Here is a 12,518-nt window from a genome sequence, read left to right on the forward strand (position 1 = left end):
TGTCGCGAATTCATAAAAATGTTAAAACACTAAAAATTAATATAGAGTATGTATGCTAAAAAAAATATTTCTAATTCTCCTTGTAATCTTACTTCATTTTAATGGCATAAATAATATGTCTGGTTATATTAATGTCTCAAATGGAGATTTGTTTAAGTTTCTTAACCTGCTTTTTTTATACTTTTCTATATATGTCCTTGTAACATCTATAGTGTTTGTGATTTTATTAAGTTACGATTTCTTGATAAATATATCCTATACTCGATTGGAGTTGATTGTTGAAGAACGTGGAAGATTGGCTATAAAAGAAAGAAATATTCGAGCCTCTCTTATCTGGATTAGGATTGATTATTCCTTATCTAAAATATATTATAAAAATAGACTAGGTTGGGTTACTTATGGTACCTCTCCTAATGATAGTAAAGTATGGAGAGGAATTATAAATAAACCTATCAAGAAGATTTTAAATTTTTTAATCAGTATACCTGCGGTTATTTCTCTGGGAATGACTAGTTTATTGTTATTGTATCTTAATGATAGCAAGCAATTCCTTTTGTATATAGATCTAATCAAAACTACTTTATTCAAATTGTTAAGTTTAGAAATTAATTTTGGAGAGGTACTTACGAGGCTTCCGGCAATGGTAGCATTGATTACGATTATCCCTACGTTATTCTTCTTTTACTTTTATAACCAGCAAAGAGAGGTAAAAAGAGTGATTGATGAGAAGCATGGGGAACTGTTTAGAGAAATTGTGCTAAAACATGAAGAATTATCTAACATTATGGATAAGTTAATTTATGATTTTTCTATGAATATGGATTATGTAATCAATGATCAAGATATAATAGTTAAATCATTTTTAAATAAAATGATTCCAAACTACAGCGAATTAGATAAGAGTTATTATTTTAATGAGTTTGGCATGTTGGATAAACATTTAAATAACTTTGTAGAGATTAAAAATATGGCAAAAGTAATTAAATTTCTTTTGCAAACTAGAGATAAAACTTCTATTTGGAAATTATTTGTAAAAAGATACGATATACTACAGCTATGTACCCAGTTTTCTAAATTAGATACAGAGGAAAAAATTGATAGATTGTTTTTTACTAAAAAAGGTATGAGTTTGAGATTATCTAGTGTTGATATGAAATCATGTACTTATGATATAAATTCACTGGACGAAGAAACTACAAACCAACTTGATGTTCTATTATATGATATTTATGAATCTATAAGAACGCTTTATTCTCTTAAGAAGTATAATGATTCTTTAATAGGTTATCTATACCCAACAGCGTTTGAAAAAACATTATTAAAAATATTTATAAAAAAATAAAAGTATATACAATCTTTACAAAGAATGGAGGAAGATTGTGAGTCAAGGAAAGATTATCAAAGTTTCTGGTCCCCTGGTATTGGCATCAGGGATGCAGGAAGCGAATATTCAGGATATCTGCCGGGTTGGCGATTTGGGGCTAATCGGTGAAATTATTGAAATGCGGCGGGACCAAGCCTCTATTCAGGTTTATGAAGAAACTTCTGGCTTGGGTCCGGGAGAGCCGGTCATCACGACTGGAAGCCCTCTGTCCGTTGAACTGGGTCCAGGTCTGATTTCTCAGATGTTTGACGGGATTCAGCGGCCTTTGGAGCGTTTCCAGACCATCACGGAGAGCGACTTCCTCGTCCGCGGTGTCCAACTGCCAAATCTAGACCGAGAGACTAAGTGGGATTTTGTTCCAAGTCTGTCTGTCGGAGATGCGGTTGAGGCTGGCGATATTCTGGGAACAGTGCAGGAGACCAATCTGGTGGAGCACCGCATCATGGTGCCAGTCGGAGTCAGTGGACGTTTGACCCATATCTCAGCTGGCAGTTTCACTGTTGAAGAGACTGTTTACGAGATTGAGCAGGCGGACGGGTCTACTTTTAAAGGGACTCTCATGCAAAAATGGCCAGTCCGTCGTGGGCGTCCTTTTGCTCAGAAGCTGATTCCGGTTGAGCCTTTGGTGACAGGTCAGCGGGTCATTGATACCTTCTTCCCAGTGACCAAGGGCGGAGCAGCAGCCGTACCAGGACCTTTCGGGGCTGGTAAGACTGTGGTTCAGCACCAGGTGGCCAAGTTTGCCAATGTTGACATCGTTATCTATGTCGGCTGTGGTGAGCGTGGTAATGAGATGACCGACGTACTCAATGAATTTCCAGAACTGATTGACCCAGCAACTGGCCAGTCCATCATGCAGCGGACGGTGCTGATTGCCAACACCTCCAATATGCCGGTAGCGGCTCGCGAGGCGTCTATTTATACAGGGATTACAATTGCAGAATACTTCCGTGACATGGGCTATTCAGTGGCTATCATGGCAGATTCTACTTCGCGTTGGGCAGAAGCCCTGCGGGAAATGTCCGGTCGTCTGGAAGAAATGCCGGGGGACGAAGGCTATCCAGCCTATCTTGGCAGCCGGATTGCGGAGTATTATGAGCGGGCAGGCCGGGTCAAGACGCTCGGTTCGACTGCGCGTGAAGGCTCTATTACTGCTATCGGGGCCGTATCACCTCCGGGTGGAGATATTTCTGAGCCGGTAACGCAAAATACCCTGCGGATTGTCAAGGTCTTCTGGGGCTTGGATGCCCAGCTGGCTCAACGCCGGCATTTCCCAGCTATCAACTGGCTGAGCTCTTACTCGCTCTACCTAGACGAAGTGGGAGCCTATATCGACCAGCATGAGAAGATTGCTTGGGCAGAAAAGGTGACCAAGGCCATGAATATCCTGCAAAAGGAGAGCGAACTGCAGGAAATCGTTCGTTTGGTGGGCCTGGATTCCTTGTCTGAGAAGGACAGACTGACCATGAATGCAGCCAAGATGATTCGTGAGGACTACCTGCAGCAGAATGCCTTTGATGATGTGGACACCTATACTTCTTTCAAAAAACAGGTAGCTTTATTGAGCAATATTCTGACCTTCGATGCGGAGGCCAATCGTGCCTTGGAGCTGGGGGCTTATTTCCGGGAAATCATGGAAGGAACGGTAGAGCTGCGTGACCGAATTGCCCGCAGCAAGTTTATCCATGAAGATCAGTTGGAAAAAATTCAGGCTCTCAGTCAGACTATCGAGGAAACCCTGCATCAGATTCTTGCCCAAGGAGGACTAGACAATGAGCGTCATTAAAGAATACCGCACCGTCAGTGAAGTTGTCGGCCCTCTGATGATTGTCGACCAAGTTGCTGGCGTGCATTTCAATGAATTGGTAGAAATCCAGCTGCATGATGGCAGCAAGCGTCAGGGCCAGGTTCTGGAAGTCCAAGAAGACAAGGCTATGGTCCAGCTTTTTGAGGGATCTAGCGGTATCAATCTGGAAAAAGCCAAGGTCCGCTTTACCGGCCGTCCGCTAGAGCTGCCAGTGTCAGAAGACATGGTGGGACGGATTTTCAATGGCATGGGCAAGCCAATTGATGGCGGCCCAGATATCTTGCCAGAGAAATATCTGGATATTGACGGTCAAGCTATCAATCCAGTAGCTCGCGATTATCCGGATGAGTTTATTCAGACTGGAATTTCGGCCATCGACCACCTCAATACCTTGGTTCGGGGACAAAAACTGCCAGTATTCTCTGGCTCTGGTCTGCCCCACAAGGAATTAGCCGCTCAAATCGCCCGTCAGGCTACCGTGCTTAACTCTGATGAAAACTTTGCCGTGGTCTTTGCGGCCATGGGGATTACCTTTGAAGAAGCCGAGTTCTTCATGAATGACCTTCGGGAGACAGGAGCCATTGACCGCTCGGTGCTCTTTATCAATCTGGCTAATGATCCGGCTATCGAGCGGATTGCAACGCCGCGTATTGCCCTGACAGCAGCCGAGTACCTAGCTTATGAAAAAGACATGCACGTTCTGGTCATCATGACTGACATGACCAACTATTGCGAAGCCCTGCGGGAAGTTTCTGCAGCTCGTCGTGAAGTGCCGGGCCGCCGTGGGTATCCGGGCTACCTCTATACTAACCTGTCCACCCTTTATGAGCGGGCTGGACGTCTGGTTGGTAAGAAAGGCTCGGTGACGCAGATTCCGATCCTGTCTATGCCAGAGGACGATATTACCCATCCGATTCCAGACTTGACGGGTTATATTACGGAGGGTCAGATTATCCTTTCACGCGACCTTTACAACAGTGGCTATCGTCCTCCCATCAATGTCCTGCCCTCTCTGTCTCGTCTCAAGGATAAGGGTTCAGGTGAGGGCAAGACCAGGGGAGACCATGCTGCAACCATGAACCAGCTATTTGCCGCCTATGCGCAAGGCAAGCAGGCCAAGGAGCTGGCTGTCGTTCTGGGGGAATCCGCCCTGTCCGAAACGGATAAGCTCTATGTGCGCTTTACTGACCGCTTCGAGCAGGAATACATCAATCAAGGTTTCCAGACCAATCGAACCATTGAGGAAAGCTTGGATCTGGGCTGGGAACTCCTGTCCATCTTGCCAAGAACGGAGCTCAAGCGGATCAAGGACGATATGATTGACCAATACCTGCCGCAGACCAAGGAGGAAGAAAGATGACGCGACTCAATGTCAAGCCGACTCGGATGGAGCTGAATAACTTAAAAGCCCGTCTCAAAACGGCTGTCCGTGGGCATAAACTGCTCAAGGACAAGCGGGATGAGCTGATGCGGCGCTTCATTGAGTCTGTCCGTGAGAACAATCAGCTTCGCCAAAAGGTCGAATCCGCTCTGGTTGGCCACCTGCAGGACTTTGTCATGGCCAAGGCGCTGGAGAGCGACCTCATGGTCGAGGAGATTTTTGCTGTGCCCACGCGGGAGGTCAATCTGCATGTGGAGACTGAGAATATCATGAGTGTGCGAGTGCCCAAGATGTACGCCCATATTGACAATCCGCATACTGATGACGAGGGAGACGTGGTTTATAGCTATGTGGCGTCTAACAGCCAGATGGATGAAACCATTGAAAGTATGAGCGATCTGCTTCCTGACCTGCTGCGCCTGGCTGAGATTGAGAAAAGCTGCCAGCTTATGGCGGATGAAATCGAGAAAACCCGCCGTCGGGTCAACGGACTAGAGTATGCTACCATCCCTGACCTCAAAGAAACCATCTACTACATCGAAATGAAGCTGGAAGAAGCCGAACGGGCCAGCCTCGTCCGAATGATGAAGGTGAAGTAAGATGCGTAGGCGTTAAAAAAAACGACTGAAAAATAGGAACTGGACGATGGATTCGATGAATCTGACTCTAGTTCTTTTTTTACACTCTCTTTCTCACCCTATCTCTTGTATGGTATAATGGGACAAGACGAACGCTGTTAGTTTCAATAAATATACCGATGGCCGACAGGACTATAGACTGGTAGAATGATGAGGGAAGCGATGAAGAATAAGAAAACGTTGGTGTGGGGCGCTGGACTCCTCCTTGTGTTAGCTTTGGGCTTGTTTAGTTTTTTCTACTTAAATAGAAGCGCCCATAAAGAGAAAAAAACTTATCGTACTTTTGAAGCAATAACCTCTCGTGATATTATTGTATTTGGAGAAAATAAGCAATTTGTGGCTATAACAAGAGGATGGTCTGCAGGGAAACGTTATACCATTAGCCAGGAGGGACGCATTCTTGATAAAGTAGATGGAGAATATATACCCTATCATCCTCAACGAAAAGAAGAGCACTGGAATGTGGTTATCTTTGACTTGGATCAGGAAGGATATCCGTCCCAAAAGGTAGACCTCTATCAGGCTGTTCGGTCATATAATCCATCTTATTTTCCAATCATGTCAAACCATCTTATCCATTATTAAGAAGTGGACTATCTTACTGTGACGATTCGTCCTAAAGGGGAAAAGGATTCGGACAAGGATAAGAAAGTGTTTCTGAATTTAGAGACGCATGAAATCAGTGACATCCCAGAAGACTATAGCAATAATAATGCTTTCGATGATAGACCTTCTTCACTAGATCATGATTTATATGCAGATACCAATCGTACGACCTTGGCAAAGGTAGCAGATGAGAATGGTTTCTTATTGAGCAACACATTGCATAGTACATCTTCCAAGAATGAAGCTAAAATAAATTTATCCAAAGAGTACCCTGAAGTGATGAAGATATTAGATGCTAAAGGAACCATCTATCCACGATTTACTATGGTAAGCTCAGAGGATTGGTTTAACCATATGCTTCATTGGCTGGCGCCAGAAGGAGAAGAGGTATTGACAGTTTATCTTGTTGAGAATAGATATAACAAGAATAGCCAACCCTTAACAGACTATCCTATACAAAGCTATCAGGATTATCTTAACTGGAAAGAGCAACAAGAGAAAAAGGAGTAACTTATGGGACAAAAAGATATTAGTCCGACACGTCTAACCTCGGCTCGTACAAGTTTTAAAGCGATGGAGGCGGCACTTATAAACTCTGCAGGCTCCTTAAATATACCGATGGCCGTCAGGACTATAAAATGGCAGAATGATGAGGGTGACGATGAAGAATAAGAAAACGTTGGTGTGGGGCGCTGGGGTCCTCCTTGTGTTAGTTTTGGGGATGTTTGGTTTTCTCTATTTCAATGGAAAAACTCGTAAACAAAATTTAGAGTATCAGGATTTCAAGTCTATTAAATCAAGCGATATCGTTGTTTTTGGAGAAAATAAGCAATTTGTCGCAATCGCAAAAGGAGGAGTTTCTATAAAGCGTTATGCACTAAGTCAAGAAGGGCATCTCCTTAACAAAGTAGATGGCGAGCATGTGCCAATTCATCCTCAACGAAAAGGCGAGTATTTTAACTTGGTCATTTTTGACTTGGATCAAGAAGGTTATCCTTCCCAAAAGGTAGACCTCTATCAGGCTGTTCGGTCATATAATCCATCTTATTTTCCATATACCTCTGATTATACTATTCATTATCAAGGGATGGATTATCTAGTTTTGATTATCAGGCCTAAAGGGGCAAAGGATTCGGACAAGGATAAGAAAGTGTTTCTGAATTTAGAGACGCATGAAATCAGTGACATCCCAGAAGACTATAAAAAGCTTAATCCAAAAGATAACTGGGCTGATCCTTCCAATCCCACTTTATCAAGTGATGTCAATGCGACAACTTTGCGTAATATTGCTCGAGAAAATGGCTACCTCTTGTTAAATCTGTTGAAAAATGATTCCTCTATAAAGGACGCCCCTAAAAAAGGCAGTAGAATTAATTTAACAAGCGAAAATCCTCAGGTTAAAGAAATTTTAGACAGAGGAGGTACAGTGTATGGTCGTCAGGGTGTCGTAACGTCAGAAGACTGGTTTAATCATATGCTTCATTGGCTGGCGCCAGAGGGGGAAAGTGATTTAACAGTCTATCCAGTTGACAGACCCTATGCAAGCAATGCGCAACCCTTAACAGACTATCCTATACAAAGCTATCAGGACTACCTTAACTGGAAAGAGCAACAAGAGAAAAAGGAGTAACTTCGTTAAGTTCTAGAAGCCCAAAAGAAACAGAACCTCTCTAAATGGGGTTCTTTTGCTTGTTGCAATTTTTTATATGTTACAAACAAATCTCCATGTTACAGGGGGCAGACAGTTTTGTTAAATAGGTCGAAAAAGGCTTTTTTCTTAGAAGATTTATGGTAAGATGGTTTTCGTATCATGAATGATTAGGAAGGTGCATTTTGCATATGAAAATGAATAAGAAATTACTTTTGGCTTCAACTGTTGCTTTGTCAGCATTGCCTTTGTTGACAACGCGAGCTGAGGAGCAGCCACAAAACTGGACTGCCAGAACAGTTGAGCAAATTAAAGCGGATATTACGAGCAATGAAAACCAACAAACATACACTGTTCAATATGGTGACACTTTGGGAAATATCGCTCAAGCGATGAACATTGATCTTGTTGACTTGGCTAAAATCAACCAAATTGCCAATGCTGACTTGATTTTCCCAGGTACTGTTTTGACTATTACAACAAATGGCCACAATGAAATTGCCTCTGTAGAAATCCAAAGTTACCAAGCAGGAAATAATGCAGGATTGGTAACAGAAGATTATACGGCTAGCGAGATTTTTGGTACTGAAGAAGCCGCTCCAGCGGCACCGGCTCAAGCAGCAGAAACTCCAGCTCCGGCTGTTGAGGAAGCTGTTGCAGCTCCAGCAGACCAAGCACCAGCGCCTGCTGAAGAAGCTCCTGCCCCAGTAGCAGAAGTTGCAAGTGAAGCAGCCCCAGCTCCAGCTGCGGAAGCAAATGCAGCCGCTCCTGTAGAGGCAGCGCCACAGCCAGTAGTTGCTGCAAGTCCAGCAGCTCCAGCAGAGGCGGCTCCAGAAGCGACTGAATTAGGCCAAGACCAAGTCAGTCAAGCAACTGCCGCTGTTGAGCCAACAACTTACAATGCTCCAGCTGTAACAGACGTAGCTAGCGTGACAACTAACAATCCTGCTAATGAAGGTCTTCAGCCACAGACTGCTGCTCTGAAAGAAGAGATAGCAGCTAAATATGGCATTACAGAATTTAGTCTTTACCGCCCAGGTGATAGTGGTGACCATGGTAAAGGCTTGGCGGCTGACTTTATCGTTGGTGAGAATACTGAATTAGGAAACCAAGTCGCAGCCGATGTTACTTCTAACATGACTGAAAGAGGAATCTCTTACGTTATCTGGCAGCAACAGTTTTATGCACCATTTGAAAGCATTTATGGACCAGCTAATACTTGGAACCAAATGCCAGACCGTGGCAGCGTAACTGAAAACCACTACGACCACGTTCACGTATCTATGAATGAATAAGATGAATACAAGCCCAGAAATGGGCTTTTTCTTATATTCTCTGTGAAAAAGCGAGAATTTTCTGATAAATTTTGGTATAATAAAGCGAACTATAGATAAAGGATGAGAGAGAATGACCTTAGTTTATCAATCAACACGCGACGAAAAGAATAGAGTAACAGCCAGCCAGGCGATTCTGCAAGGCTTGGCGACAGATGGTGGGCTCTTTACGCCCATTACCTATCCGCAGGTCGATTTGGACTTTGCCAAGCTCAAAGACGCTTCTTATCAGGAAGTAGCCAAGCTGGTTTTGTCTGCATTTTTGGATGATTTTTCTGAAGAAGAGCTGGACTACTGTATCAACCATGCCTACGACAGCAAGTTTGATGATGCGGCGATTGCTCCCTTGGTCAAGCTGGATGGTCAGTACAATCTAGAGCTTTTCCACGGAGCGACCATTGCCTTCAAGGACATGGCTTTGTCTATCCTGCCTCACTTGATGACAACTGCAGCTAAAAAGCACGGCTTGGAAAACAAAATTGTCATTTTGACGGCGACTTCTGGCGACACAGGCAAGGCGGCTATGGCAGGCTTTGCGGATGTTCCTGGGACTGAGATTATCGTCTTTTATCCGAAAGACGGTGTCAGCAAGGTCCAAGAGCTGCAAATGACGACGCAGACAGGTGCAAATACGCATGTTGTTGCTATTGATGGCAACTTTGACGATGCCCAGACCAATGTCAAGCACATGTTCAATGACACAGACCTACGAGCTCGTCTCTTGGAGCACAAACTCCAGTTTTCATCAGCTAACTCTATGAATATCGGCCGTTTGGTGCCGCAGATTGTCTACTATGTCTATGCCTATGCTCAGCTAGTGAAGACGGGAGAAATCACAGCAGGAGACAAGGTCAACTTTACAGTTCCGACAGGGAACTTTGGTAATATCCTGGCGGCCTACTATGCCAAGCAAATCGGTCTGCCGGTTGGCAAGCTGATTTGCGCATCAAATGAGAACAATGTCCTGACGGACTTCTTCAAGACTCAGGTTTATGACAAGAAGCGGAGCTTCAAGGTGACGTCTAGTCCGTCCATGGATATTCTGGTTTCCTCTAACTTGGAGCGCTTGATTTTCCATCTGTCTGGTAACAGCGCTGAGAAAACAGCGGCCTTGATGGCGGCCCTGAATGAGCATGGACAGTATGAACTGACGGACTTTGACGCTGGGATTTTAGAGCTCTTTGCGGCTGATTATGCGACAGAAGAAGAAACAGCAACTGAAATCAAGCGGGTCTATCAAGCATCTGACTACATCGAAGACCCTCATACAGCCGTTGCGTCCGCTGTCTATCAAAAATACTTGGCAGAGACAGGTGATCAGCGCAAGACTGTTATCGCGTCTACCGCTAGCCCTTATAAATTCCCAGTCGTGGCCGTTGAGGCTGTGACTGGTCAGTCAGGACTTAGTGACTTCGAGGCTTTGGAGCAACTGCACGAACTTTCTGGCGTAGCCCTGCCACCAGCTGTGGACGGCTTAGAAACAGCCCCAGTGCTCCACAAAACGACGGTCGCTGCAGACCAAATGCAGGCAGCAGTCGAGGATTATTTGGGATTATAAAAAACGAAAACATCAGCTTATTCATTGGCTGATGTTTTATAATCTATTTTAACACAATCAACTGCTTGCCAGCTAGGCTGTAACTGTCAGCTAGTGGTGCGATTGGTTTTTGGGCATCAATGGCTGGGTATTGAAGGTGCAGCTTTTGCTTGTTTTTGTTTTCGTAGACAGCCTCTTGGTTGCCAAAGTTGATGACGATTGTCATACTTTCTTTCCTGTCTTGAATTTTGTACTCCAATAAACTGTCTGTCAGCCAGTTGACCTGACAGGCTTGCTTGATAGCGGCGCTGGTTTTTAGATGCAGCAGCGGATGTGCTCTGCGAAAGGCAATCAGCTTTTTAAGAAAAGCAATATCCTCTGTGTAATGCAGGGAGCGCAGCCAGTCTAGTTTATTGATTTCGTCAGGCATATTGTAGGTGTTATCAATCAAATTTTTAGTCCGGAAAAATTCCTGACCGCTGTGGATAAAGGGCACGCCCTGAGCTAGGAGGACGAGATGGAGAGCCAGCCGCGAATTGGCCAGCCGATCCCGCAAGGTGATAGCAGGGTTGACGATATCAAAGTAATCAAAAACCGTTGCATTGTCATGGCACTCGACATAATTAATAGCCTGCTGGGGCGCAGTGAAGTGGGCCTCGCCTTTTAGACCAACATTGGCTGTCAGGACATTTTCAAGCTGACTGGCAGGAGTCTTACTCTCGGTTTGCCGGCCTTGAGCGATGGTCTGCTTGAGACTGTCACGGAAATGGTCGCTGAAGAACCCATAATCTGGCAGCTGGGCAGCATTGTACTGATGAGCCAAACGTTCACTTGCCAGCCCAGTATCCATCTGCCAGCCTTCGCCGTAGAGGTAGATGTTAGGATAGAGCGTCTTGAGTTCGCCAGCTATCTGCTGCATGGTTTGGATATCTAAAATCCCCATCAGATCAAAGCGGAAACCGTCAAAGCCATAGAGGCTGACCCATTGTTTGACCGACTGCTTGATATAGCGGCGGACCATGGCCTTCTCACTGGCTACATCATTGCCGCAGAAGGTTCCGTTAGTCCGGTAGCCCATGTCATTGAGTCGGAAAAAATAGCCAGGAACGATTTTTTCAAAAGCATAGCTGTTGGCATCATAGACATGATTGTAGACCACGTCCATGATGACGCTGATATCAGCATTGTGGAAGGCAGTAATGGCTGCCTGTAGCTCTAAGATACGGGCATAGGGGTCTCGTGGGTCACTGGCAAAATTGCCGTCTGGGACATTATATTGGACAGGATCATAACCCCAGTTGTAGACGAGCTCTGGATGCTTTTCATCAACGCTGCCAAAGTCATAGACAGGCATAAGCTGCACATGGCTGATACCTAGCTCTTTCAGATAGTCCAGACCGAACTTCTGGCCGTGGACTACTGGAGATTCGCTCAGCGAGGCAAACTTCCCAGGATAGGAGAAGCCAATTTCTTTCTGCATAGAGAAATCGCGGACGCTCATTTCATAAATGACAGCTTCTGTCGGATCCAGCTGTGTTTTCGCTCGTTTGATAGGCTTTTTAATTTTTTCTAGATCAATGACATAGCTGTTGCCCGAATTGACATCTGAGGATAGGGCGTAGGGATCGTGGACTTCCACCCACTTGCCATTGATCTTATGGAGATAAGAATAGGAGGCTCCCTCTAAATCTCCCTCAATGCGGGCGTGCCAGACTCCCTTATCCAGACGTTTGAGATGGTGAACCTGGTCTTTGAGATGCAGGAGGACTTTTTCGGAAATGGGTGCCCAGAGTCTAAAGTCGGTGGCTTGGGGACTGTATTGAGCTCCCAAATCGTCGCCTGCATAGTCAAAAATCTCATCGAAAATAGGCTTTTTCACGATATGGCGGTACTGCAGGTCGGTATGATTGCGATCTTGGTCATAGACCTTGTAGGACTGCGTCAGGTCAATGGGCTCATTAGCTGACACGGTGTAGATGATCCGCTCTTCCTGATTGTTGATATTTTTGATGGTTAAGGGGCTAGAGCTGTGCTTGTCTTCCAGTGTAAAGTGGATGGAGTAGGCTTCAAAGCTCTTTTCCAGTTCGATGGTGATGATATTTTCGTCATCTAAATAGGCTTGAAAAATACGAAAGGCCATGTTTTTCCTCTTTCTTTGTCAGTTTCTCTTCGTGTAATTATTT

Annotated in this window: 11 protein-coding genes; 10 read left to right on the plus strand and 1 reads right to left on the minus strand. The window is 44.7% G+C overall.

The genetic code is table 11. The annotated features are described in order from the left end of the window. The first annotated feature begins 52 nt into the window (after window positions 1-52). The 10 genes from K4I03_RS10500 (at window position 53) to thrC (ending at window position 10,356) form a co-directional block, all read left to right on the plus strand. Window positions 53-1,342, plus strand: a complete 1,290-nt coding sequence (locus tag K4I03_RS10500) for a hypothetical protein (RefSeq protein WP_002917866.1) — start codon at window positions 53-55, stop codon at window positions 1,340-1,342. Between the two features lie 37 nt (window positions 1,343-1,379). Beyond that, window positions 1,380-3,170 carry a V-type ATP synthase subunit A gene (locus K4I03_RS10505; protein ID WP_125347219.1) on the plus strand — a complete coding sequence of 597 codons (1,791 nt, stop codon included), beginning with the start codon at window positions 1,380-1,382 and terminating at the stop codon, window positions 3,168-3,170. Beyond that, a complete protein-coding gene (locus K4I03_RS10510) occupies window positions 3,157-4,551 on the plus strand; it encodes a V-type ATP synthase subunit B (protein ID WP_227965209.1) in 1,395 nt (464 codons plus the stop codon). The genes K4I03_RS10505 and K4I03_RS10510 overlap by 14 nt, the downstream gene beginning before the upstream one ends. Continuing rightward, window positions 4,548-5,171, plus strand: coding sequence for a V-type ATP synthase subunit D (locus tag K4I03_RS10515; RefSeq protein WP_002902008.1), 624 nt, complete (start codon window positions 4,548-4,550; stop codon window positions 5,169-5,171). The genes K4I03_RS10510 and K4I03_RS10515 overlap by 4 nt, the downstream gene beginning before the upstream one ends. A 201-nt stretch (window positions 5,172-5,372) precedes the next feature. Continuing rightward, entirely contained in the window at window positions 5,373-5,795 is a 423-nt protein-coding gene (locus K4I03_RS10520) for a hypothetical protein (RefSeq protein ID WP_227965211.1), read from the plus strand. Between the two features lie 18 nt (window positions 5,796-5,813). After that, window positions 5,814-6,326 carry a hypothetical protein gene (locus tag K4I03_RS10525; RefSeq protein WP_227965213.1) on the plus strand — a complete coding sequence of 171 codons (513 nt, stop codon included), beginning with the start codon at window positions 5,814-5,816 and terminating at the stop codon, window positions 6,324-6,326. A 3-nt stretch (window positions 6,327-6,329) separates the two neighbouring features. Then, the gene (locus K4I03_RS10530) at window positions 6,330-6,488 is read left to right on the plus strand and encodes a hypothetical protein (RefSeq protein ID WP_227965220.1); all 159 of its coding nucleotides are present in this window, start codon (window positions 6,330-6,332) and stop codon (window positions 6,486-6,488) included. Further along, complete coding sequence (locus tag K4I03_RS10535; RefSeq protein WP_227965222.1) at window positions 6,478-7,446, plus strand: hypothetical protein; 969 nt, start codon at window positions 6,478-6,480, stop codon at window positions 7,444-7,446. The genes K4I03_RS10530 and K4I03_RS10535 overlap by 11 nt, the downstream gene beginning before the upstream one ends. A gap of 209 nt (window positions 7,447-7,655) precedes the next feature. Beyond that, window positions 7,656-8,759, plus strand: coding sequence for a LysM peptidoglycan-binding domain-containing protein (locus K4I03_RS10540; RefSeq protein WP_227965224.1), 1,104 nt, complete (start codon window positions 7,656-7,658; stop codon window positions 8,757-8,759). Between the two features lie 112 nt (window positions 8,760-8,871). Beyond that, window positions 8,872-10,356, plus strand: a complete 1,485-nt coding sequence (gene thrC, locus K4I03_RS10545; RefSeq protein ID WP_002908471.1) for a threonine synthase — start codon at window positions 8,872-8,874, stop codon at window positions 10,354-10,356. Window positions 10,357-10,399: 43 nt separating this feature from the next. On the opposite strand, the gene pulA is transcribed toward thrC, so the two are convergent. After that, window positions 10,400-12,475: a type I pullulanase gene (pulA, locus tag K4I03_RS10550; protein ID WP_002908472.1), complete on the minus strand. Its 2,076-nt coding sequence runs from the start codon at window positions 12,473-12,475 to the stop codon at window positions 10,400-10,402. Window positions 12,476-12,518 lie beyond the last annotated feature (43 nt).

The sequence above is a fragment of the Streptococcus sanguinis genome (genome assembly GCF_020729725.1).
GTDB classification, from domain to species: domain Bacteria; phylum Bacillota; class Bacilli; order Lactobacillales; family Streptococcaceae; genus Streptococcus; species Streptococcus sanguinis_V.

Excerpts from the sequence above, each read along its gene's own strand:
- K4I03_RS10500 (WP_002917866.1), top strand. The coding sequence starts at position 53 with ATGCTAAAAAAAATATTTCTAATTCTCCTTGTAATCTTACTTCATTTT.
- K4I03_RS10510 (WP_227965209.1), top strand. The coding sequence starts at position 3,157 with ATGAGCGTCATTAAAGAATACCGCACCGTCAGTGAAGTTGTCGGCCCT.
- K4I03_RS10515 (WP_002902008.1), top strand. The coding sequence starts at position 4,548 with ATGACGCGACTCAATGTCAAGCCGACTCGGATGGAGCTGAATAACTTA.
- K4I03_RS10520 (WP_227965211.1), top strand. The coding sequence starts at position 5,373 with ATGAAGAATAAGAAAACGTTGGTGTGGGGCGCTGGACTCCTCCTTGTG.
- K4I03_RS10530 (WP_227965220.1), top strand. The coding sequence starts at position 6,330 with ATGGGACAAAAAGATATTAGTCCGACACGTCTAACCTCGGCTCGTACA.
- K4I03_RS10535 (WP_227965222.1), top strand. The coding sequence starts at position 6,478 with ATGAAGAATAAGAAAACGTTGGTGTGGGGCGCTGGGGTCCTCCTTGTG.
- K4I03_RS10540 (WP_227965224.1), top strand. The coding sequence starts at position 7,656 with ATGAAAATGAATAAGAAATTACTTTTGGCTTCAACTGTTGCTTTGTCA.
- thrC (WP_002908471.1), top strand. The coding sequence starts at position 8,872 with ATGACCTTAGTTTATCAATCAACACGCGACGAAAAGAATAGAGTAACA.
- pulA (WP_002908472.1), bottom strand. The coding sequence starts at position 12,475 with ATGGCCTTTCGTATTTTTCAAGCCTATTTAGATGACGAAAATATCATC.